Origin of the sequence: Sorangium sp. So ce128 (genome assembly GCF_051525245.1) — a bacterium.
GTDB classification, from domain to species: Bacteria; Myxococcota_A; Polyangia; order Polyangiales; family Polyangiaceae; genus Sorangium; species Sorangium cellulosum_B.
The window spans coordinates 12,191,329-12,214,077 of sequence record NZ_CP150313.1; the positions used below are offsets into that span (position 1 = coordinate 12,191,329).

At 71.5% G+C, this 22,749-nt stretch carries 19 protein-coding genes; 5 read left to right on the forward strand and 14 right to left on the reverse strand.

The features are described 5' to 3' along the window. Positions 1–54: 54 nt before the first annotated feature. Positions 55–849, forward strand: coding sequence for an ABC transporter ATP-binding protein (locus WME82_RS46210; RefSeq protein ID WP_438040541.1), 795 nt, complete (start codon positions 55–57; stop codon positions 847–849). Positions 850–916: 67 nt separating this feature from the next. On the opposite strand, the gene WME82_RS46215 is transcribed toward WME82_RS46210, so the two are convergent. The 4 genes from WME82_RS46215 to purN form a co-directional block, all read right to left on the reverse strand. Then, on the reverse strand, positions 917–1,567 hold the full coding sequence (locus WME82_RS46215) for a hypothetical protein (protein WP_438040542.1): 651 nt from the start codon (positions 1,565–1,567) through the stop codon (positions 917–919). Positions 1,568–1,783: 216 nt separating this feature from the next. Then, positions 1,784–2,248 (reverse strand): hypothetical protein, encoded by a 465-nt coding sequence (locus WME82_RS46220; RefSeq protein WP_438040543.1) that lies wholly within the window; start codon positions 2,246–2,248, stop codon positions 1,784–1,786. A gap of 606 nt (positions 2,249–2,854) precedes the next feature. Next, the gene (locus tag WME82_RS46225; protein ID WP_438040544.1) at positions 2,855–4,480 is read right to left on the reverse strand and encodes an NAD(P)-binding protein; all 1,626 of its coding nucleotides are present in this window, start codon (positions 4,478–4,480) and stop codon (positions 2,855–2,857) included. Next, entirely contained in the window at positions 4,477–5,190 is a 714-nt protein-coding gene (purN, locus tag WME82_RS46230) for a phosphoribosylglycinamide formyltransferase (RefSeq protein ID WP_438040545.1), read from the reverse strand. Before purN ends, WME82_RS46225 begins: the two co-directional genes overlap by 4 nt. 662 nt (positions 5,191–5,852) lie before the next feature. Here purN and WME82_RS46235 point away from each other — a divergent pair. Both WME82_RS46235 and WME82_RS46240 read left to right on the forward strand, forming a co-directional pair. Further along, positions 5,853–6,677: a hypothetical protein gene (locus WME82_RS46235; protein WP_438040546.1), complete on the forward strand. Its 825-nt coding sequence runs from the start codon at positions 5,853–5,855 to the stop codon at positions 6,675–6,677. Positions 6,678–6,869: 192 nt separating this feature from the next. After that, the gene (locus tag WME82_RS46240) at positions 6,870–10,439 is read left to right on the forward strand and encodes a protein kinase domain-containing protein (RefSeq protein ID WP_438040547.1); all 3,570 of its coding nucleotides are present in this window, start codon (positions 6,870–6,872) and stop codon (positions 10,437–10,439) included. 66 nt (positions 10,440–10,505) lie between these two features. On the opposite strand, the gene purM is transcribed toward WME82_RS46240, so the two are convergent. Both purM and WME82_RS46250 read right to left on the reverse strand, forming a co-directional pair. Next, entirely contained in the window at positions 10,506–11,552 is a 1,047-nt protein-coding gene (gene purM, locus WME82_RS46245) for a phosphoribosylformylglycinamidine cyclo-ligase (protein WP_437547396.1), read from the reverse strand. A gap of 187 nt (positions 11,553–11,739) precedes the next feature. Beyond that, a complete protein-coding gene (locus tag WME82_RS46250; protein WP_438040548.1) occupies positions 11,740–12,405 on the reverse strand; it encodes a VOC family protein in 666 nt (221 codons plus the stop codon). A gap of 206 nt (positions 12,406–12,611) precedes the next feature. On the opposite strand from WME82_RS46250, the gene WME82_RS46255 reads away from it, so the two are divergent. Together WME82_RS46255 and WME82_RS46260 are read left to right on the forward strand one after the other, a co-directional pair. Then, a complete protein-coding gene (locus WME82_RS46255; protein ID WP_438040549.1) occupies positions 12,612–13,964 on the forward strand; it encodes a hypothetical protein in 1,353 nt (450 codons plus the stop codon). Between the two features lie 215 nt (positions 13,965–14,179). Beyond that, positions 14,180–14,608: a (deoxy)nucleoside triphosphate pyrophosphohydrolase gene (locus WME82_RS46260; protein ID WP_438040550.1), complete on the forward strand. Its 429-nt coding sequence runs from the start codon at positions 14,180–14,182 to the stop codon at positions 14,606–14,608. A 104-nt stretch (positions 14,609–14,712) separates the two neighbouring features. On the opposite strand, the gene WME82_RS46265 is transcribed toward WME82_RS46260, so the two are convergent. From WME82_RS46265 to WME82_RS46300, 8 genes are all read right to left on the reverse strand, one after another. Then, entirely contained in the window at positions 14,713–15,816 is a 1,104-nt protein-coding gene (locus tag WME82_RS46265; protein WP_437854777.1) for a cytochrome c biogenesis protein/redoxin, read from the reverse strand. Between the two features lie 21 nt (positions 15,817–15,837). Further along, positions 15,838–16,581 (reverse strand): zf-HC2 domain-containing protein, encoded by a 744-nt coding sequence (locus WME82_RS46270; RefSeq protein ID WP_438040551.1) that lies wholly within the window; start codon positions 16,579–16,581, stop codon positions 15,838–15,840. Further along, positions 16,521–17,105 carry an RNA polymerase sigma factor gene (locus tag WME82_RS46275; RefSeq protein WP_438040552.1) on the reverse strand — a complete coding sequence of 195 codons (585 nt, stop codon included), beginning with the start codon at positions 17,103–17,105 and terminating at the stop codon, positions 16,521–16,523. Before WME82_RS46275 ends, WME82_RS46270 begins: the two co-directional genes overlap by 61 nt. A gap of 208 nt (positions 17,106–17,313) precedes the next feature. Further along, positions 17,314–19,041 carry a discoidin domain-containing protein gene (locus WME82_RS46280; protein WP_438040553.1) on the reverse strand — a complete coding sequence of 576 codons (1,728 nt, stop codon included), beginning with the start codon at positions 19,039–19,041 and terminating at the stop codon, positions 17,314–17,316. A gap of 537 nt (positions 19,042–19,578) precedes the next feature. Next, entirely contained in the window at positions 19,579–20,688 is a 1,110-nt protein-coding gene (gene thiO, locus WME82_RS46285; RefSeq protein WP_438040554.1) for a glycine oxidase ThiO, read from the reverse strand. Between the two features lie 99 nt (positions 20,689–20,787). Further along, on the reverse strand, positions 20,788–21,183 hold the full coding sequence (locus tag WME82_RS46290; RefSeq protein WP_438040555.1) for a type II toxin-antitoxin system RelE/ParE family toxin: 396 nt from the start codon (positions 21,181–21,183) through the stop codon (positions 20,788–20,790). Continuing rightward, the gene (locus WME82_RS46295; RefSeq protein WP_437854781.1) at positions 21,155–21,520 is read right to left on the reverse strand and encodes a hypothetical protein; all 366 of its coding nucleotides are present in this window, start codon (positions 21,518–21,520) and stop codon (positions 21,155–21,157) included. The genes WME82_RS46290 and WME82_RS46295 overlap by 29 nt, the downstream gene beginning before the upstream one ends. A gap of 471 nt (positions 21,521–21,991) precedes the next feature. After that, positions 21,992–22,747, reverse strand: a complete 756-nt coding sequence (locus WME82_RS46300) for a hypothetical protein (protein ID WP_438040556.1) — start codon at positions 22,745–22,747, stop codon at positions 21,992–21,994. Positions 22,748–22,749: the final 2 nt, after the last annotated feature.

Sequence of the window (22,749 nt, forward strand, 5' to 3'; positions counted from 1 at the left end):
ACCCTGACAAGCGGGTAATCTGCGCCCGATGAGCCAGGAATGTGGAGTGAAGCGATGAGCGCGCCCGCGCTCATCGAGATCGAGGACGCCGAGGTCTTCCGCGGCGACACGCGCGTCTTCGAGGGGCTGTCGCTGCGCATCGAGCAGGGCGCGAACACCGCGATCCTCGGGCCCAACGGCGCCGGGAAGTCGACCCTGCTGAGGCTGCTCTCACGGGAAATCTATCCGGTCCACCGCGAAGGCTCGCATGTGCGGATACTCGGTCGCGAAAGGTGGGAGGTGTCCGCACTCCGGCGCAGGCTTGGGCTCGTGTCGTACGAGCTGCAGATGGCCTATCCCCGGGGTGTGCGGGGCTCCGACGTGGTGCTCTCCGGCTTCTTCGCGAGCGCCGGGCTGCACGAGCACGAGCCGCCGACGGCCGCGCAGCGCCGGCGCGCCGAGGAGGTGCTCCGCGACCTCGGCGTCGCGCACCTCGGCGACAAGCCCATCGCGGAGATGTCCGCCGGCGAGCAGCGGCGCTGTCTGCTCGGGCGCGCCCTCGTGCACGACCCGGAGGCGCTTGTGTTCGACGAGCCGACGACGAGCCTCGATCTGAAGGCCGCGTTCGAGCTCATCGATCTGCTCAGGCGCCTCGTGCGGCAGGGCAAGACGCTGATCCTGGTGACGCACCATGTGCAGGAGATCCCGCCGGAGATCGGGCGGGTCGTCCTGCTGCGGAGTGGCCGCGTCTTCGCCGATGGCCCGAAGCGCGCGGTGCTGACCGACGACAACCTGTCGCGCCTGTTCGACGTGCCGCTCACCGTGGTCGAGCGCGACGGGTTCTTCCAGGTCTTTCCCCGATCCTTCTGAGGGGCGTCTATCGCTGGAACCCGCGGCGCGAGCGGGGTAGCCGCTCGTCGCGCGTCAGCAGAATGGCTCACCCTGAATCGCGAGGACAGGTCATGACCATGGTGGCATGGTACGGCACGCTCCGATCGGGCGGCTCCGGCAGCAGGATCTCCCGACTACAGTTGACTTCGTAGTTGTGCTCCACGGCGGTCGACCAGCTGCTGACCGCTTCGTCGTAATTTTTCCACTCCAAGACGGCGGCGCAAGTGTTGGTCCGACAATCAACGTCGCGCACGTCGAAGCTCTTCGATCCGACGGTGCGTATCTCCTTCAACAGGGAAGCCCGTGCTCGGGGAGCCCAGGTGGGATCCTCGACCGCACGCTCGTGCGTCGCGATGATCTCGCGATGGTGGCTTTCTTTCTGGGCTTTCCACTCCACGGGGTCGGGCATCTCGGTACGCTCGTGAGATCCCTTCTGATCCGAGTCTTGCTGCTCGCCTCGCTCTTCCAGCGCCGATAGACGCTGCTTCAGCTCCTTCAGGTCAGTCGCGCCGATCCCCGGGTTTGCGGTGCCGACAGATCGAGGAATATACTTTCTGGATTCGCTGGCGACGGCCGCGCCCTTTTGCGACTTTTCATCCGCGGCTTCACGGGAGACAATCACTGTCGCTATCGCTCCGGCGAGAGCGCCCGCCAAAATGGGCGTCACGGCCGAGATGACGCTACGAAGAGAGATCACGGACATCTCCTGTCATGTAGTTCAGTTTCAGGCGATGCGGTCGGCGAGGTCGAGCACGCCCGCTTCAGTAGATGACGTGCCTGCTCGAACGGCGCCCAGCGCGGGGTTTCGAAATTTACGTATACGTATGATGAGTAGAAGGGGGGCAACTCGGCGTTTCCTCTTGCGATACGCAGCTTGTCGCCCCCCTTCTCGTGTTATCGCAGATCTTGTCTGCTAGTCCGCGGTGTAGTAGCCCCGGATGGAGGAATAGGAGCCGGACCCGCTCGGCGGCAGTCCGATATGAATGTATCCGAAGTCCGCGTAGTTGGTGCTCGTCCAGTACGTCGTCGGCGGGCTGAGCGTGTAGTTTCCAATCGACGTCGTCTTCACCGGCGTGGTGCAGGCTCCACCCGTGCCTCCGAAGTACGCCACGCAGGTGCTCGCTTCGACCTGGTGCGTGACGCCCGAGATGGTAAGGCCGTTGTTGTAGCCGTGAATGTTCACTGTCGCGATGTCGTGCTTCCGGAAGCGATCATCGTCGGTGACCGGGCAAGAGAGGACTTCTCCTTCGGTCGCTGACGTGTTGAAGATGCCGTGTCCGACAGTGATCAAATTGCCGTTCGTGCTTCCACTTCCGTAGACGCAGTTGGCTCCCGATACGCGCTCGTGCAGCGCCGCCGCGTCGGAGGAATTGGCCAAAGCTGCGCTTACGACAGCGCCGACGATGAAGAGGGGAATCGACTTGTGCATTTCGTGTTCCTTCGATGTTGTAAAGTTAGATGCGATGTGAAGTGATGCTGATTAGAGCGCAGGCAGAAGAGTCCTGGCGGGTTCATGGCAGAACTCCTCAAAGTCAGCATGGCTTCCGAGCTCGGCCCGCAGCGCGACGATTTTCGGTGTTTGCCTGTGTGAGCGGCCGCCATGCTTTCATGAGCGGATCCCTCCCCATGTCACGCTGAGTACCGGCACAGCGCCAAGTGACACGCTATGTTATTGCAATCGATGTGCCAGGTAGGTGGTGCGCCCCACCTCGGCCATGAGGGTGGCCATCAGCCTCTCCAGAGCCTGCAAATGGCGCAGCAGGAAGCCCTCGAGGTGCCGGTGCGGATGGTTGAGGGGCGGGGCCGCCACCGTTACATGTCACGGCGATGGCGTGATATGTCACGTGACATGTCACGGTGGCGGCGTGACATGTCGGCACGAGCGGAGCCCCGCCAGCACGTGAGCCGGCGAGGGCGCGCGCAGGTCACCGCGTCTTCGAGAGATGCAGCTGCGCAGCTCGCCGAGGGGGCGGCTTCAACGTCGTTATCCGATCTCCACCTTGCTCCACATGTCGCGCCGCATCCGCTCCTTGCGCCGGTCGGTCCGGGTCACGAGCCGGGCGGCGCCCCAGGCGGCGAGCAGCTGGCCCTCCTGGCCGAGGCCGGGCAGCACGCTCCGGCCGACGAGCAGCGTGCGCTCGATCGGCCCGCGGATCGGCTCGCCCGCGAGCCCGAGGTAGCCGGGCGGGTCGACCTCGAGCTGCCGCACCATCGGCTCGGCGCCCGGGGCGGCGCCCTTCAGCGCGGCGCGCTCGATGAGGCGGCGGCGCTGGCCGTCGTAGAGCCACACGGGCAGCCCGTCGTGCACCGAGTCGACGAGCACGAGGTGGCGCTCGAGGAAGGGGAGCTCGGCCGTGAGCGCGTCGAGCACCGCCTGGCGCGCCTCGAGCAGCGACAGCGGGCCCCGGTCGGGCAGCAGGATCTCCGCCACGAGCAGCGTGTCGGTCGAGGGAGCCGGCAGATCGCAGCGCTGGAGGTGGACCACGGGGCGCCCGGGGCCGGTCGGCCGCGTCTGCCGCGGCGAGCTCGGTCGGCCCCCGGAGGCGCCGTCGCTCGACACGCGCGGCGGCGCGGGCGAGCGGCCCGCCGACGCGGACGGGAAAGGGAACAGCAGGGCCTCGGGGCCGAGCGGCTCGGGCAAGCCCTCGCGGCGCACGACGAGCGACACGACGAAGCGGCCGACCGAGGAGGTGATCCGCGGCCACTCGCGCAGCGCGCGCTTGTGGATGCCCTCGCCGCCCGAGAGGCTCGCGAGCGTCTCGCCGTCCATGTCGGTGATGACGAAGCTGCTGCCGTTCGGGTGATCGTCGCCGTCGAGCACGACCCCCGCGGCGGTGCCCCTGCGGACGTGGACCGACGCGGCGCGCTCGTCGAGCAGGCAGCGGCCGCCGTGGGCGAGGATGCGCTCGACGAGGAACTCCTCGAGCTCCTCCTCGCCGCGCGGCAGCATCATCAGCCCGCGCGTCCACGCCCCGTGCAGGCGCGCGACCGCGAAGGGAGGCGGGAGCGCCGAGAGGTCCGTGGCGAAGAGGACGGACTGCGTGACGATCGAGCGGAACAGGTGGCCGCGCGGGAACTCGACGAGCAGGTCGGCGTCAGGCTCGGCGCGCGCGTACGGGAGCATGCCGGCGTAGCGCGCGGTCTCGCGCCGCTCCCAGAAGGTGCCCGGCGGCCAGAGCGCGTCGTGCGAGAAGGCGTCGTCCGCGGCGCCGTTGACGTGGGCGAGCTCGGCGTAGAGCTCGTCGACGACCCGCCGGAGCTCGGGGAACTCGCGGTCGATCTCGCGGCCGAAGAGGACCATGTCGGGCGGCACGTCGAGGCGCCGGCGCGGCGCGACGGCCTGCAGCATGGGCATGGCCGGGACGATGCGGCGCTTCCAGGTCTGCGACTGGGCGAGCTCGACGAGGAAGCGACGCCACGCGGGCGAGGGCTCGGCGAGCATCGTGAAGGCGCGCCGGCGGAGGACGTGCTGGTCGAGGCGGTAGGTGGGCGGGCGCTCGCCGTGCCCGACGACCATCACGGTGAAGTCGCGGCGCGCGAGGAGCGCCGCGGCCGTGAGCGCGCCGATGGACCGGCCGAGGACGATGACGTCGTAGTGCTTGTGGATCACGCCCCTTCCCCGACTTCTCCGACTTCCCCGACGTTGTCCCGCGCAGGGCCGCCCTGGGCGAGCCCGAGCGCGGTCGCGACGCCGGCGAGCGTCGCGCGCGCTCGCCCGCCCGGCACATCAGGCGGCGCGATCTCGAGGCGCCCCTCGGCGATCCACGAGAGCGCGCGGACGAGCAGGGCGTGCTCCTGGACGAGGATGCGCGCGGCGAGCGCGTCGCGGTCGTCCCCGTCGAGCACGGGGACGGCGGCCTGCGCGAGGATGGGCCCGGTGTCGGTGCCGGCGTCCACGAGGTGGACGGTGCAGCCGGTGACGCGCACGCCGTGATCGAGCGCCTGCTGCTGGGCGTCGACGCCGGGGAAGGAGGGCAGGAGCGACGGGTGGATGTTCACGACCCGGTGCGGGAAGGCGTCGAGGAAGGTCGTCGTGAGCAGGCGCATGAAGCCCGCGAGGACGACCCAGGTCGCGCCCGCCTCGCGGAGGGCGTCGACGACGGCGGCGTCGAAGCTGTCGCGATCGGCGAAGTCCCGGTGCGCGACGACGCGCGTGGGGACCCCGGCGCGCTCGGCGCGCGCGAGGCCCTCCACGTCGGGCCGGTTGGACAGGACGAGCCGCACGCGGGCGTCGAGGTGGCCGGCGGCGATCGCGTCGAGGATCGCCTGGAGGTTCGAGCCGCGGCCAGAGACGAGGACGCCGAGATCGAGGGGGGGCATGGGGGGCAGATACTACGGCGGAGGCGGGCGCGGGAGAGATCCGGGGCGGAAGCGGCCGCCCGGGTCCGGCGATCGCGCCGCACGGCCCGTTTCCATGTCCGCCGAGCGCGCGCCGCGTGACGCGCCGGGCCATCGCGCGAGCAGGCAGGGCGCGAGGGCTCGGGCGGGACGGCGGGCGCGGATCCGCCGCGTCGCCTCGGCCGCCCGAGCTCGGCCTCGCGACCTGCGCCCCTCGACACGCCGTTGTTCGCGAAGACGTCGGCGTTGTCTGGAGAGCGATGCTTCCGGGGGCGCGCCCTGGTCATTCGATCGCGACGATCGCTCTCGAGCGGTCTTCGCGTGACATGTCACGGTGAAAGCGCGACAGCGACCGTGACATGTCACGCCCTCGATCGTGACATGTCACGGTCACGCGTCTGGCGGTACCGTCGCGCTCTTCGGCCCGGCGCGCGCCATGAGCCGCCTATTTCGGCCTGAATCTGCCGTGCCGGCGCGCCGTCCGACCGCCCCCGTCGTGTGCCGACCCTCCGCTTCGGTAGCTATCCAACGCATGTCCCCCCATGGCCGTCACGGAAGCGAACGCTCACAAGGCGGCATGCGCCTTGCTCGACCGAGCTGGCTCGCCCCACACACGAGCTTCTCATTGCTTGGAGGGTAGACAGATGGTCAAAAAACTCTTGATGAACGGGCTCTTGGCCCTCGTTGCGATCGGCGCCAGCGGCTGTGTCGCGGGGGTCGGCGACGAAGAAGATGACAGCGAGGAGACCAGCATCGCCGAGCAGCCCCTGGGTTGGGTGAACGGGGGCAGCTGGACGGCTGGCAGCGGGCCGGTGGACATGGGCGACGCCTCGGACAGGACCTGTTTTCTGACAGGGATCATGGGGGATTTCGAGTCAGGCAACGAGTGGGTGCACGTTTACATCTCGGGTGGGCGATGGTACCTCCACGGCAACAATACGCACGGAAGCGCTCGCGCCACGGCCACTTGCGTCTCTTCTACCCTCGGCAGAACGGCCGAATTTTCGTGGTCACAAGGCGAGTACGGCGTCGATCTCGGGTCGGATACGACGTCTTCCGGCCTTCCGCGGGCGTGCTTCCTCACACGGGTGGGCGGAGATTTCAACGGCATGAGCGAGAGCGTGTTGGTGGTTTGGTTTTTCGGCCGCTATTTGCTGACCGGCCTCTCGAGCAGCACAGGGGTACACGCCAGGGCGCGATGCATCACTGTCGCAGAGTTGGCCAATGAAGCGGCGGTCGCGGACGAGTTCGGTGTCCCTTCGGAAGACGGACCGAGCTTCGAAGCGCTGACGCCAGCGGGCACCTTCGACACGCAATGCATGCTGACGCGCGTCGCGGGCGAGTTCAGCAGCGACAACCAGAATGACCACAGCATCGCCATCTGGCGGAACCATGAGCTACAAACCCAATATCTCAACGTATGGACGACGAGGAGCCGGATCCAGGGCAACGCGCTCTGCGTCAAGTAGGTTGATCGAGCCCTCTTGCGGCTTCTGCACGCGATGCGTGTACGTCCGCTCACGGACGGTATCGTTGAAGTGATGCATGCCGCGGCGCAGGCCACCCGGCGTCTCGTGGCGCGTCGTCGCCCCGTGAGGCGCCCCGAGCGGTCCGGCGACCTACCATCTTCGCGCCGCTCGGGGTAGGGTGGCGGCGCCACGATGTCGGAACGCCCGCCTGAGCCGACCCTTACCGCCGACGAGGCCGCGAAGCACCGGGCGAGGTCCTACCTCGGGCGGGTGATCTCGAAGCGCTACCGCATCGACGAGGTCATCGCGATGGGCGGCATGGGCGCGGTCTACCGCGGCGAGCACGTGCACATGCACAAGCGCGTCGCGATCAAGATCCTGCACCCCGACACCGAGCGGCTCCCCGAGCTCGTGCAGCGCTTCGAGCGCGAGGCCATCGCCGGCGCCCACATCCAGCACCGGAACGTCGCGACCGCGACCGATTTCGGCGAGGCGGAGGACGGCTCGTTCTTCCTGGTCCTCGAGTACGTGCGCGGCACGACGCTCCACGAGATCATCCGGCGGGGGCCGGTGCCCGCCGCGCGCGCCGCCCTGATCGTAAGGCAGCTCGCGGCCGCGCTCGCGGCGACCCACGCGATGGGCGTCGTCCACCGCGACGTGAAGCCGCGCAACGTGATGGTCGTCGAGCCGCAGGGCGACCTCGTGAAGCTCATCGACTTCGGCCTCGCGAAGGTGAGCGTCGATCAGCTGCGCCGCTCCGTCGCGTCGCCGGAGTCCGCGCGTGCGGGGGCCGACTCGCTCCCGGTCCGGCTCACCACGGCCGGCGTGATCTTCGGGACCATCGCCTACCTCGCCCCGGAGTCGGCGCTCGGGATGGATTTCGTCGACGAGCGCGCGGATCTCTACGCCCTGGGCCTGATCTTCTACGAGATGCTGGCCGGCAAGCACCCGTTCCTCGCCAAGGATCCGGTCGAGCTCTTCAACCAGCAGCGGAGCGCGCCCGTGCCGGCGATCGCCGCGCACTCGCCCGGCGTCGAGGTCCCGCCTGCCCTCGAGGCGGTCGTGCGGCTCCTCCTGGAGAAGAATCCGCGCGCCCGCTTCGAGACCGCGGCGGAGCTGATCGCGGCGCTCGACGACGCGTGCTCCGTGTCCGGGATCGTGACGCACGAGCCGAGGGCGGAGATGTCGTCGAGGGGGGAGATGTCATCGAGGGCGGAGATGACGTCGGTGCCCGCGATCGCGGACGCGGCGCGCGTGCCGAGCAACCGGCCGCCCGTGCCCAGCGCGCCGTCGGGCGCGCCCGACGCGAGCGCCGGCGGCTCCTCGGCGATTGTCCTTGGCGATTCGTGCCTCGTCTCGTTCAACGATGTCGCGGACGCGCTGGCGCCTGCCGCGGACCGGGCGGCAGGTGAGCCGGCCGGGAGCGGCGCGAGCGCGAAGGAGGCGGAGAGCGCGCGCGCGTCGGGCGAGCTTTCGGAGGGTCGAACGGGCGGCGCCGAGCCGGCAGAGGCGGTGGCGTCGGCGGTGGACGGCGACGAGGACGAGGAAGACGCCCTCAGCCACTCGCGCCCGACGCCGGTGCGCAACACGCCGACCCTCGTCGCCGAGATGACGCGGGACTCGCGGCCGACCGCGGTGGGCGGCGCGGCGTTCATGGCGCAGGTCGCCTTCGCGCAGGAGGTCGCCAGGGCCGACGCTGCCTCCGCGGCCGACGACTCGAGCGTACCGGACGACGCGCGCCCGACGACGGTGGGCGGCGCGGCGCTCATCGCGCAGGCCGCTTTCGCGCGCGAGGCCGCCGGCGGTGGCGCTCCTGCCGAGGTCGATGACCAGCGTCCTCCGCACGCGTCGTCACCGCTGTCCGAGGCGCCGGCGCGGTCGCAGGAGTCGCCGGAGCTGAAGGAGTGGGCGTCGCTGATGTCGATGCCGCCGTCGCCGGAGGTGCTGCCTCCGTCGCCGAGCGAGGCGGAGCGGTCCGTCGAAGCGCCTGGGGCGACGGAGGCAGCGGGGCTGGGCTCCCTGCGGCTGTCGCTGGACGACCTATTGCTGTCGTCGGGCAAGGCGGAGCGCCGTGCGGCCGAGCCCTCATCGAACAAGCCGTCGCCGTCGGGGGTGGAGGAGCCATCGCCGTCGGCTGCGGAGCCGGCGTCATCGAAGCCGCCGTCGTCGCCCGCAGCGGAGCGTGAGTCGTCGCAGCCGCCGTCGGCGGAGCGTGAGACATCGAAGCCGCCGTCGTCGCCAACGGCGGAGCGTGAGACATCGAAGCCGCCGTCGTCGCCAACGGCGGAGCGTGAGACATCCAAGCCGCCGTCGTCGCCCACAGCGGAGCGTGAGTCGTCGCAGCCGCCGTCGGCGGAGCGTGAGACATCGAAGCCGCCGTCAGCGGAGCGTGCATCGTCGAAGCCGCCGACGTCTGTAGCGGAGCGTGAGACATCGAAGCCGCCGTCAGCGGAGCGTGCATCGTCGAAGCCGCCGTCAGCGGAGCGTGCGTCATCGAAGCCGCCGTCGTCGCCAGCGGCGGAGCGTGCGTCATCGGAGCCGCTGTCCGCATCCGCTGTGGAGCCGGCATCCGTCGCGAGGCCGGCGTCATCGAAGCCGCCGTCCGGGGCCGGCGTGGAGCCGTCGCCGTCGCCGTCGCCGTCGCCCACGCCGTCCGTGAAGGCGCAGCCGCCGCAGAACGAGCCGGCTCCCGTGGCGTCCGCGCCCCCGCCGCCGGGCGAGCCGCCCGCAGAGGATGCGGCGCCCGTCTCGGAGCCGACGTCCGAGCGGATGAGCGGCTCGCGGCCAGCCTTCGCCCCGACGCTGCTGCGCGAGCTGGAGGCCGCCGAGGCAGAGCGCGTCGCCCGCGAGCGCGAGGAAGAGGCCAAGCGGAAGCTCGCCGAGGAGGCAGAGCGCGCCGCGCGCGAGCGCGAGGAGAAGGCCAGGCGAAAGCGCGAAGCCCGGGAAGCTCGCGCGTCGCGGCTGGGCAACGAAGGCCTCGGCGGTCGCGTGGGCCGGCTGGCCCCGTACCTGGGCGGCGGCATCCTCGCGGCGGCCGTCATCGCGGCGCTCGCCGGCGGTGGGCGCGCCCCGCCCGAGCCGGAGCCCCAGCTCGGCCCCGCGAGGCCTCCCGCGAGCGCGCTCGCCACGAGCGAGCCGACCCCGGCCGACGCCGCCGCCGTCCCCGAGACGCCCGCGCCCACGGCGCAGGCGCCCGAGGCCGCTGTGCCGGCGGCGCCCGACGCGCCGGCCGAACCCCCGCCCGATGAAGCGGCCCGGAAGGCGCTCACCGACGCTGTCAGGGCGCGCCGGTGGGTGAAGGCCTCCGACGCGATCCAACAGCTCGCGGAGCGCGATCCGACGGCGCTCCGCGAGCGCGCGCTCGCGATCGCGGCGCGCAACGTCGCCATCGCCATCGCGAAGACGGGCGAGCAGCACGCCGACAAGGTCTTCGAGGCGCTCTCGAGCCGCTTCGGGACGGCGGGCATCGACGTGCTCTACGAGATCGTCGAGACCCGCGGCCGGTCCACGCCGGCCACCCGGGCCGCGAAGCTGCTCCGCGATCCGGAGATCGCGGCCCGCGGGACCCCCGCGGTCCGGATCTCCTTCGAGCTGCGCGACGCCACGTGCGGCGAGAAGCTCCCGTTCCTCGAGCGCGCCGTCTCCGAGGGCGACGAGCGCACCCTCGTCGTGCTCGAGACGACGGTGAGGCCCTGTTACAAGAAGAGCCGGGCGATCGACGAGGCGATCAAGAACCTGCGATCGCGGCTCGAAGGCGGCTGAGCTCGCGCCGCGCGGTCGCTCGGCGCACCCCGGCCCGCGCGCCGCGCATCGCCCTCGCCGGCCCGCTCATCCGAACAGCACGCGCTCCTCGAACGGCACGTCGCCGACCGACACGACCTCGCCGAGCACCCAGGCCTGCTCGCCGCTCTTGGCGAACGCCTCGATGGCCCGGTCCGCGGCGCCCTTCTCCACGACCGCGACCAGGCCGACGCCGAGGTTGAACGTGCGCCGCATCTCGGCCTCCTCCACGGGGCCGCCGCGCTGGAGCACCTGGAACACCGCCGGCCGCTGGTAGGAGCGGAGGTCGAGCCGCGCGCCCAGCCCGTCCGGCAGCACGCGCGGCAGGTTCCCCGGCAGGCCGCCGCCCGTGATGTGCGACAGCCCCCGGACCGCATCGCCGCAGGCCGCGAGGAGCGCCGTGATCGCGCGGGCGTAGATCCGGGTCGGCGTCAGCAGCGCCTCGCCCACGGTGCCGCCGAGGTCGGCCACGCGGTCGCTCATCGTGAGCCCCATCTCCTTCTCGAGCACGCGCCGCGCGAGCGAGAAGCCGTTCGAGTGCAGCCCGCTCGACGCCACGCCGATGACCGCATCGCCGGCCGCGATCCGCTTGCCGTCGAGGATGCGCGACCGCTCGACGACGCCGACGGCGAACCCGGCGAGGTCGTACTCGCCGTCCGCGTACATGCCCGGCAGCTCGGCCGTCTCGCCGCCGATCAGCGCGCAGCCGGCCTGCTTGCAGCCCTCGGCGATGCCGCGGACCACGGCCTCGCCCACGTCGACGTCGAGCTTGCCCGTCGCGAAGTAGTCGAGGAAGAACAGCGGCCGCGCGCCCACGGTCAGCACGTCGTTCACGCACATCGCGACGAGATCGATGCCGACGGTGTCGTGGACGCCCGTCGCGAACGCCACCTTCAGCTTGGTGCCGACCCCGTCCGTGCCGCTGACCAGCACCGGCTCGGACAGCCCGCCCGGCAGCGCGCACAGCCCGGCGAAGCCGCCCACGTCGGCGAGCACCTCGGGGATGCGCGTCGGCTTCGCGAGCCGCTTGATGCGCTCGACGAGCGCGTCCCCTGCATCGATATCGACCCCGGCTTCCCGGTACGTGACGCTCATGGCAGGCGCATCCCACACCTCGGCGGCAAAGGGAAGCGGGCTCGCTCTCCGGCTCCGGCCTCCGGGCGGCGCCGGGGTCGGCGGGCGGCCGGGCTCCCCGTGCCGCGGGGGCCGCCGCCGGCAGACGCGCGACCGCATGGCCGGGCGAGCGCTCGTGCTTTCCCCCAACGTACAGCGCCGGCCCGCTCTACCAGCGCACGACGAGCGGCACTCCCGCAGGGAACTGGTGCGATCGCCCTTCGTGACCGTGATCCCACTCCAGCTCAAGCGAGTAGGTCGCCCCACGATCGATCGAGAGCATGTCCTGGTCCACGAACCAACGCACGCCCGACGAGAGTGGCGGATTCTCCGCTGGCAGTCGCAGACGTACACGCGTCAGCGTCCGGCGCGCGCCACGATGCGATCGCGACTCGATCGGGGTGGTCCGCCTGATTGTCTGGGGCGCCACGAATACCATGGGCTCCGCCAAGGACCCTCGCGGCGTCACGATGGGCATGCCCGTGCCCGTCGGCAAGTATCTCGGCTTGTAGTCCCAGGTCTCGAAGGGCCAGTCCCCGGCGCCTCCGGCATCGATGGTCCTGAAACAGATGCCAAACGGGCATGCGCCGGTCTCGCCCCAATGAATGCGTTCGTGTAGCCCCAGCGGCCGAACGATCTCGGTCTGCAGCTCCTCCAGATCATGGACGCCGAGGACCTCGAAGAACGCGTTCTCGAAGGCCGCGCACGCATTCGCGGTCCCCTGACCCTCATGCACCGCGTGGCGGCTGAAGTTCAGGCCGAACTCGGCGAGCATCCGCTCGACGATGCCCACGTCGGGCGTCGCAAGGAACACATGATCGATTTCCCAGCCCATCGGCCGCCTCCGGCGAGTGGAGCCGGCGTCCCTGGCTCGCACGAGACTGTAGCGTGAAAAGCGACGCCATATCAACAGCACCACACGTCATCAGGCGGTGTCGCGACCGCGACAGCCGGCGGGTTTGCAAACCGTCGCGTACGCCTGACGTTGCTTCGGGGTATGCTGCCGCGGCCACGCATCGTGGCTCGCGCGAAGGAAACCCCATGCGAGTCGGCGTCTCTGTCACCCTCCTTGTCTCCTCTTCCTTCCTCTCCGCCTGCTCCGGCGGCGGCTCCACGGCCGGAGACGGCGGGACCGGGGGAACGGCCGGATCCGGCGGCGCCGCGGGGACGGGCGCCGCCGGCGCGACGGGGACGGCTGGCTCGGCGGGCGTGGGCGGCGCGGGCGGCGCGGGCCCGGGCGAGCCGATCGATCTCTGCGCGGGCCTCGTGCAGGACAAGGAAGCGCGCCCGATGACCGAGCTCGCCAGGCCGGCGCTCGGCGAGGCCGTCACCGACGCCGAGTTCGGCACCACGATCCGCCGGATCACGGCGGTCGCGCCGGGCGGCAGGAACGACCCGGTCATCAAGCCGATGTACTCGACCATCTCGGCGTGGAACGCGGACGAGTCGAGGCTCATCCTCTTCTCGGTCGCGGCCGGCGAGCACCAGCTCTACGACGGCAAGACATACCAGTTCATCGAGGCGCTCGACATCTCGCCGGCGGACATCGAGCAGGTGTACTGGCACACCTCCGATCCCGACGTCCTGTTCTTCGTCGACGGCAAGGACTTCATCCGTTACCACGTCGGCGCCGGGACGAAGGAGGTCGTGACGACGTTCGACTTCTGCTCGGGCGGCGCGAGCGCGGGCGGAGACCCGCTGTTCATGTCGTGGGATTCGAACCGCATCGGCCTCACGTGCGACGATCAGGTGTTCATCTATGATGTCGGCCAGAATACGGTGCTCGCCAGGAAGGCGCTCGACGAGAACCCGGCCCAGGTCGCGCCGAGCGGCACGCTCGCGTTCCTGAGCGACAGCGGCGGCGTGACCGATCCGCGGCTGAACGTGGTGCTTACGCTGGACCTGCTGGAGCCGTACGGCCACGCGTCGCTGAGCATGGTGAACGGTCACGACACCTGGAACGGGGCTGTCTACGATCCCGGTCCCGGCGGCAATGACGACATCGGGCTCCTCGTCACATGGGATCTCGCCGAAGGCACATCGAAGGTGGTCATCGGCCCGGAGACCGGGTGGCCCTACCCCCCGACAGGGCACATCTCGGGGATGGCATACAAGCAGCCGGGGTGGATCTTCGTGTCGTCGATCGGCGATGCGTCGGGCGGAGGGGTGCTCGACATGGAAAACCTGATCGCCGACACGAGCACGGGCAAGGTCTGCCGGATTGGCCGTCACCGGAGCTGGGGCAAGGAGAACACCCACCTCGCCGAGCCGTACTGGGCCGAGCCGCACACCGTGCCCAGCCCCGGCGGCACGCGCGCCGTGTTCGGGAGCGACTGGGGCAACGGGGATACCGTCGACGCCTACGTGATCGAGCTGCCCAGCTACACGCCGTGATGACGGGGACGCGACGGGTCGCGCTGGCCTGCCGGAGGTGCTCCCGGTCCTGCCGCCGCTGCCGATCGCGCCCCCGCTCGCGCCCCCGCCGGCGCCCGAGTCCGAGGGTGAGAAATCCCAGCCGCGCAAGGCAATGAAGACGCCGGAGGGATGTGCAGCGTCGAGCCGGCCGTTCGCCCTTGTCTTGCGCGTCGCGACCGACATTCTACGCGCCCATGTCCGCCCCGCCCGAGCCCGCTCCGCCCCTGGTCCTCGTCGCCGCCGCCGTCATCATCGAGCGCGGCCGCGTCCTGCTCACGCAGCGCAAGGCGGGCGCGCACCTCGAGGGCGCGTGGGAGTTCCCCGGCGGCAAGGTCGAGGCCGACGAGGATCCGCGGGACGCCCTGATCCGCGAGCTGCGCGAGGAGATCGGCGTCGAGGCCCGGGTCGGCGACATCGTCGAGGTGACCTACCACCGCTATCCGAAGAAGCCGGTGCTCCTTCTCTTCTACGCCGCGGCCCTCGCCGAGGGCTCGCCCGCGCCCGCCGCGCTCGACGTCGCCGCCGTGCGCTGGGCCGAGGCGGCCGATCTCCGGGACGAGCTCTTCCCGCCCGCCGACGTCGCGGTGCTCGCCAAGGTGCGCGCGCGGCTCGCGGCGACGTAGCCCATCGTGGAACGATGTCTCCCGCCTGAGAGCTTGTACACGGCGCTCCGCGAGGCTCGGGTAGCCTCCGGGATGAGGGGGCAGCGAGCCCCGCCGTGGGGGGCTCACAAGGCGGGGGAGCACGCCTCGCCGCGGACGTCGCCGATGAGGCTCGCGAGCCGCTGGGCGGGCAGCTCGCCGACGGCGCGCTCCACCTCCTGCCCGGCGGCGTCGACGCTGAGGAACGTCGGCACGAAGCGCACGCCGTAGCGGGCGGCGAGGGCCCGCCCGCGCGGATCGTCGACCTGGATGCGCAGGACGGTGCCGGCCTCCTTGGCGCAGCGCGCCTCGAGCTCGGTCACGAGCGGCGCCATGCGCTCGCACACCGCGCAGTGCGCGCTCTCGAACTCGAGCAGCCGAGGCATCCCCTCGGGCAGCGCGACGTCGCCCTGCGCCACGGCGCCCTCCGGGGCCGCGCACGCGCCGGCGGGGCCGCTCTCGCAGGGCGCGCCCGCGTCCACGGCCGCCGCGGGCGCCGGCGAGAGGGCGTCCAGACGGCCGTCAGCGACGGCGATCCCGGCGGCCACGAGCAGCGCCCCCGTCAGGCGCTGGAGGGCCGGCGTGGCCGGCATCAGGCGGCGCGCGAGCGCGACGGCCGCCGGCCCGACGAAGGCCGCGGCGACGAGCGGCGCGGCGAGGCCCGCGGCGTAGGCGCCGAGCTGGATCGCGCCGGTGAGCGGGCTCGCGCCCGCGCTGGCCGCGTAGGTCAACGCGGCGCCGAGCACCGGGCCGACGCACGGCGTCCACCCCGCCGCGAAGGCGATCCCGAAGAGCATGCCCCCCCAGAAGCCGCCCGCGCCCGGGAGGCGGGAGAGGAGCGGGCGCGCCTCGCGCTCGAGCCACGGGAGGCGCAGCACGCCCAGGAGCTTCGCGCCGAAGAGCGCCAGGAGCACGCCGGACGCGACGGTGAACGCGCGCCGGTGGGGCGCGAGGACCGCGGCGATCGCCGACGCGCCGGCGCCGAGCGCGACGAGCACGATCGCGAGGCCGATCGCGAAGCCGACACCGGCGAGGCGCACGCCGCGCTTCGCCGCCGCCGGGTCCGGACCGCCGAGCGCCCCGGCGCCGCCGAGGGCCGACAGGTAGACGGGGAGCATGGGGAGCACGCAGGGCGACGCGAACGTCAGGAGCCCCGCGCCGAAGAGCGCCAGCAATGAACCGATCGTCATGGGTCCTCGCGATCGACGGGATCAGCGCCCGAAGAGCGCCGGCGCGAGCGCCGATGTGTCCACTTCAGCCACCGCGAGCACCGGCTGCTCCACGCTCCTCGCGCAGATCGCGTTGCCGAGCGGCCCCCGGGTGCACCCCACGCCGCGCCCCGCGAGCGCGCGCGCCGCCGTCGCGGCGCCGGACCCGGGCGGCGGCACGAACACCGTGAGCGGCTTGTCCCCGCTCGCGTACATGAGCGCTGCCGTGCGCGTGCCGCCGATCTGGCAGAGGCGCGCCCCGAGCAGCCGGGCGCCGGACACCGCCGGGACGGTCACCGCGTAGCCGAGCTTCCCCTCGAGCCACCCGGCGACGGCGCCCGGATCGGACGACTCGAAGTCGCACGGGCGCTCGCGCGCGAAGCCGCGCACGTGGTGGCTCACGAGCTCGTCGGCCATCGCCGCGCTCACGCCCCGGCTCGGGCTGCCGACGAGCAGCGCGGCGGCCGCCGCGGCCGCGGCGAGGGCGGCCGTGATCGCCCAGGGGCCGCGGCGCCGCGACCGCGCGTTCCGCGCCGCGGCCTCCGCCCGATCGCGCAGGCGCTCCGGGACCTCCCCGTCCGCCTTCGCGACGAGCGCGCGCCGCACGCCGCCGAGGACCTCCGCTGCGCGCCGGCAGGGCGCGCAGCCGGCGACGTGCGCCTCGATCCGCGCCGCGTCTTCGGGCGTCACCTCGCCGTCGTGCCACGCCGAAATGTTCTCGAACCACTCGCGGTTGCACCCTGCCATGACGTCTCCTCGCATCGTTCGGAGAGGCCCTCGACGAGCGCGAGCCGCGCCCTCGAGAGCCGTGATCGCACCGTGCCCACCGGGCACGCCTGGAGATCGGCGATCTCCTCGTAGGAGAGCTCCTCGACCTCCCGCAGGAGCAGCGCCTCGCGCCACTCCGGGGGCAGGCGCGCGAGCGCGCGCTCGACCTCGTCGGCGAAGCCGCGCTCGACGAGCTCCGCCTCCAGATTGCCCTGCGGCTCCGGCACCGACTCGGCGCCGCGGCCGCCCTCGATCACCTCGAGGCGCTGCCGCGCGCCGCGCGTCGTGTTGAGCAGCACCGACCGCTCGATGCGGAGCAGCCACGCGCGCATGCGCCCCTCGTCGCGCAGGTCGGCGTGCCGCTCGATCGCGCGCACGATCGTCGCCTGCGCCAGATCCTCGGCGTCCTGCTCCGAGCGCGTCAGGCGGCGCGCCGCCCGCAGGAGGCACGGGAGCTCGGCGAGGAGCCGATCGACGAACGAGGCGTGGGGAGACGTGCGCATGGGCCGGGCCGGGAGGAGGAAGGCTGACGCCGCCTCGTTTCCCGGACACTTCCAGGACACGGCGAGCCCATCGAAAAGTTCCTGACCGGCGGGTTCTCGGCGAGGACGTAGCCCGGCTTACATCGTCGGCGGTGGGAGACGGCGCAGGGGACGGGGCTCCCGCGGCGCGCGGGAGCCTGTGCTCAGGAGGACCGGGGCTGCCGGGCGGCTAGGGCGCGCCCGCGTGCGTCAGCGCCTCCCAGCCGATGTGGTTGCCGACCCGGGTGGAAGCGCTGCTCATCGCCCTGACACGCGTGATGAGCTCCTCGGTCTTCGGCATGCTGATCCCGCGGCGGTTGCGGAGCTCGTTGTACCCGATCTCCCAGCCCATGACCGCCGAGCCGCCGCCGGCGGACTCGGAAAAGCTGCTGCACGGCCAGTTTCGCGCCGGCATCCAGCCCGCGGGCGTCACCTTCACGCCGACCCGATTGCCCGTGTTGTCGAGGTATTGCAGCACGTAATCGGCGTTCAGCTCGAGCGCCTGCCGCAGGCGGTTCTCGCGATGAACCGGGTCGTCGCCGTAGGCGCTGCGAGCGTCGCCCTGGATGCGGAGGGTCTCTGCCATGTTCGCCAGCGAGCTCGTGCCCATCTGCATGTGCCCGAGGTCGCGGCAGGTCTCCTGCTCCAGGCCGGCGATGTAGCGCGTCGGCTTGCTCCAGATCCCCGCGAGATCGCCCTTCGCGTCGTTGGTGTAGCGCGGCCGGCCCTGATACATGGGATAGAGCGGCTGGCCGCCGTCGCTCGGCATGTAGATCATGGCCTTGCTGGAGTGCTCTACCTGGCTCACGACGTACTCGTACTTCTCGTGATCGTTCGTGAAGATCGCGATGCCCAGCGCCGTCTCGTTCATCACGGAGGTCCGGTTCCCGCCGCCCGTCCAGCCGTCTTTCACCAGGTCCCAGTAGACGGTCTTGAAGTGGTTCTCTTGCAGTGCCGTGTCTTCGGCCGTCCAGCCGCTGTACGTGTAACGCAAGATCTCCGCAGCCCGCAGGAAATTGGTGCCTCCCCAGCCAGCGACGAAATGGCCGTTGGCGTAAACCTGACCGTTGTTGTCCGGGAAGCGGGGCTGATCGAACAGGATGGCGGTCATCGTGCGCGCCCAGGCGTTGAGGATGCGCCGCGCGTTCTCGGCATACTGTGCGTCGCCGCTGTAGTACCAGAGCAGCGCCTGCGTATAGGCGGCGTTCCCGTCGTCGACGATCTCGCTGCACCCCGCTTGCTCGTAGCCCATATCGATGGCTCTCTGCTTCGAGCCAGGCGTGGAGCACTTGACGACCGGCACCGGGCTGGCGACGTAGTCCCGCTTCGCGTGCCTCGAGCCCCTGGCGAGCTGGTACTCCTTGGTCCAGGGCTGCTGACCGCCGCCGATCTTCGTCTTGACGAAATCCAGCTGCTCCTTGCTGACCAGGATGCCCGGGTGCACGAAGGCGCCGGCGGGGGCCGCGCTGGCGGAGATCTGGAGCTCCGTCACGCTGGCGTAGTCGTTCACGGTGTTCCCGTTGACCGTGAGGCGGACGTACCGCGCGTCGACGGCCTGGAGCTCGACAGGCTGGAGCGAGGTGTTGGGCAGGCTCTTCCCCGCGAAGAGCGGCGAGAAATTTTGGCCGTCCGTGGACGTCGAGAGCGCGTAGTCGTAGATGCGCCCATCGACCCCGCCGCTGTACCAGCCGAGAGAGATGCCGCAGATGCGCTGCTTCGCGCCCAGGTCCGCCGTCACGTAGGCGCCCTTGCCGCGGCCCGACCAGCGGGTGGCCAGATCGCCGTCGGCGGCGTTCGCTGCCGGATTCTCGGCCTGCGCGACGCTGGCGACGAGGCTCGCCGGCGTGAGGCGAACCGTGCAACCCGGTGCCGCGAGCGACGATGACCGCTGGTCGCCGACTTCATCGCTGCCTGTCACAGGGCCCTCGTCGACGCCTACGACGCAGCCCGCGAGAACAGCCGCCAGGGCGACACACATTGTGGGAATGGCAGTGCGTAAGCTCAAGGTGTTCTCCTTTCAGTGGATCACTTCACCGACCTCAAGGCAGTGTGCGTGATGATGCCACCAAGCAAGATCAAAGCTGTGAAGGAGATGAGATACGATGTTTCCCGGCGGTGTCAAGCCCGTGCTGGGGAGCCTGCTCCTGGTTGATAGCTCATTGCCTTGCTTGTCTGGCCTCCCTCCTGGAAAAAGGATGTATGTCAGCGTCTTGTCCGCTGACCGAATGGGCCGTGGTCAATTCACGACTTGCGATCGAGGCTCCCCGAACAGCGGTTGCCTCGCGAGGGAGCTCAGCGGGTTATCACCCTCACGCTGGCGTCGTTCCCATCGGGCAGAGTGTCCAGCGGGCTCGGGCGCTGTCGCGCCGAACAATCGCGAGGGTCTCCGCGCATCGATGCTTGAGCGGACGACTGTCAGCTCGCCGCGCCAGGTGCGCACACGTTGCCGCCGCGCTCAGCCGGTGATGCCAGGCCGCCTGGCGGAGAAGGGCGACAGATCCACCGGCGGCTCCTCTCCGGCGATCAGCGCCGCCACGATCTTCGCGGTCACCGGGGCGAGCAGGACGCCGTTGCGGAAGTGCCCTGTCGCGAAGATCAGATTCGCGATCTCCCCCTCGCCGAGGATCGGCAGCGCGTCCTTCGGGTGGGGCCGGAGGCCGGCCCACGTCCTGCCGATCGGCGCGTCGCCGAGCGCGGGCACGAGCCGGAGCGCCGCGGTCAGGAGGTCGCGCACGGCGCGCGAGGTCACCGCGGTGACGTAGCCGGCGAACTCCGTGGTCGCGCCGACGAGCACGCGCCCGTCGTCGCGCGGCGACAGGTAGCAGCCGGGGCCGTAGACGACCTGCGAGAGCACCGGCGTCGCCGGCGTGAGCTCGACGATCTGCCCGCGCGCCGGGCGCACCGCCGAGGGCGCGAGGCCCGACGCCTCGAGCAGGGACGACCAGCTCCCGGCGGCGAGCACCGTCCAGCCCGCCTCGACCTTCGTGCCGTCCTCGAGCTGCGCGCCGCGCGCGTGCTCCCGCTCGACCACGATGCGCCGGACGGTCGCCCCGGTGCTGAACCGCACGCCCGCGCGCTCCGCCGCGATGCGCAGCGCGCGCATGAGCGACGGCGGATCGATGCGCGCCTCGTCGGCGAGCCACGCGCCGCCGGCGACCTCGTCGCAGAGCGCCGGCGCGTGCGCGCGGGCCCCGTCGCCGTCGCAGATCTCCACGGCGAGGCCGGCCTCTCGCTGCCACCCGAGCTCGCGCGCGATCTCTTCGCGTCCTTCCGCGGTGAACGCCACGCGGAGGGCGCCGCTCTGCCGGTACCCGACGTCGATCCCCGTCGCGTCGACGAGCGACCCGGCGAGCTCCGCGTACAGGGCGCGGCTCGCGAGGCAGAGCCGCGCGAGGGGGCCGTCGCCCGCGGCCTCGAGCTGGGGGCCGATGATCCCCGCCGCCGCCCACGAAGCGCCCTCGCCCTGGTTGCGCTCGAGGACGCGGACGGACAGCCCGCGCCGCGCCAGGGCCAGCGCCGAGGCGCACCCGGCCACGCCGCCGCCGATCACCACCACGTCGCTCATCGGCGCGTGCATAGCACGCCGGGCGCCGAGGGGGGCTGTGCGCGGGAGCGCTGCGGGGGCTGGCGCGCGCCGGGAGGAGCGACGCGGCGCATTGCCCGTTCACCTCGTCCGCGGCTTCCGTGAGGGGAGGCCGGCCCCGGCCAGCGGCCGCTGTTGCCGCGCGTGGAAGAGGCGCAGCAGCCAGAGGTCACCGTCGGGGCCGGAGGCGTCCACGAGATACCAGATGACGTAGGGGAGCTTGCGCAGGAGGAGCCTGCGGACGACGGCGCGGTCCTCGTCGTCCTTTGCCTCGGCGGGACCGATCCCGGGGAAGCGGGCGAGGAGCTCGATGGCCTCGTCGAGGCCGGTCCGCAGGCGCTCGACCTGCTCGATCCCGCGGTTCTCGTCGAGCCAGCGCACCTGATCGCGGAGGTCGCGGGCGAACTCCCGGCGGAAGCGGACGCGGCGGCCCACGCGGCGCCCTGGCCTAGCGGGCGCCGCGACGAGGGGCGTCACGGAGCGCCTCGTCGAAGATGGAGTCGATCTCCTGGCGCGCGGCCTCGTCGTGGTCTCCCGCTTTCATCCGCTCCCAGACCGCCCAGACCTGGGCTCGCTGCCACTCCTCGGCCCGGCTGAGCTGCTCCGCGTCGTCGATCTCCTGGACGCGCTCGCTGAGGAGCGCGCGGATCGCGGGCGAGAGCTTGAGGCCGCGCTTCTTCGCCTCGGCCTGGACCCGCTCCCGGAGCTCGGCCGGGAGCACCACGCTGACGGGTCCGCTGTCCTCGTCCGGGCCTCGTCCCGCCGGACCGCGTTCCTCATCCCGGCCACGCTTCGCCGTTCCCGTCCCTCTCATCGGTGCTCCTCGCGGAGACAGGATAGTGAAATCCACTATAGCGTGCAACCGGGCGGTCCGGCCGCTGCTGGGGAGGACTACGGGAAGTCGGGCCGGAGAGCGAACCTCCATGACGCCAAGTGCGTCAAGAGACGAAAGACATGGAAGGGACGATGCGGGGACAGCCCTTCTCCTCTCCTCTTGGCGGCATTGGCGCCATGGCGGTTATTCTGCCGACCCAGGGCGACTTCCCGCAGCAGTGCCAGCTTGTCTCGCCCTCGTTGGAGGGCACGTTGGATGGATCGCGCTCGGGCTGCCCAGCCGCGTGGCTACGCCCGAGCCGCCGGCTTTACCGTGTACGAGCACCTCGAGCGAGCGCGCTTGTCGGCTGGTAGCAAGTCGCCCCGTCTACGCGAGGACGTTCCAGAAATTAGGACCTCGACGCGCCCATGCTCGCCCGTGCTCTGGAGCGGTACAAGCGCGCGGGGCCTGCTACGGCGATTCCCCTCCACCGGTTTTCTCGGCTGTCGCAGCAGCCCTGGTCGCTGTGGTCTCCTCGGGTGCTTCCTCGGGTGCTGTCGCTGCCTCGGTCGCAGCGCTCTTCGAAGCTTCCGTCTCCGTCGCCTTCGGTGCGGCCTCAGACGCCTTCGCCTTCGGCGCCTTGGCTGCCCCGGGCGCCTTGGCCGCCTCCGCCGGCTCCGTCGCCGCGCCCTCCGCCGCCTTCGCCGGGGCCTCCGTCGCCGCGCCCTCCGCCGCCTTCGCCGGGGCCGCCTTCGCCTTCTTCTCCTTCGCGGCCTTCGCCTCGAGCGCGCCCGCCGCGATCGGCTCGCGCTTTCCGTGGCCGACCGCGCGCGGATCGCCGTACGGGAACGCCGCGCTGCCGCTCGCGTCGATCGGCTTGCGCGGGGCCTCCGGATCCGTCGCCGGGCTCGGCGGCGGCGCGATCGGCCGCGGCGCGCGCAGCCGGTCGCCAGGGCCGGCCTGGGTCCACACCTGCACGTCGCCGAGCACGCGCGTCCTGTTCGCCATCCGCCGCTGGCCGCGCGCGCCGAGCAGCTTCTCCAGGAACGTCGGGGGCGACGTCGCGCCAGGCTCCCCCTTCACCCAGCACGTGTAGTCGCCGATGCCGGTGCCCCGGAACGCCTCGCGGCAGACCGCTATCCCGAGCTCGGCCGCGATCTCGCTGAGGAGACGACCCGGCGCGGCCTCGACCGTCCTGTGCTCGTTGACGAAGGTGACCTTGGGCATCG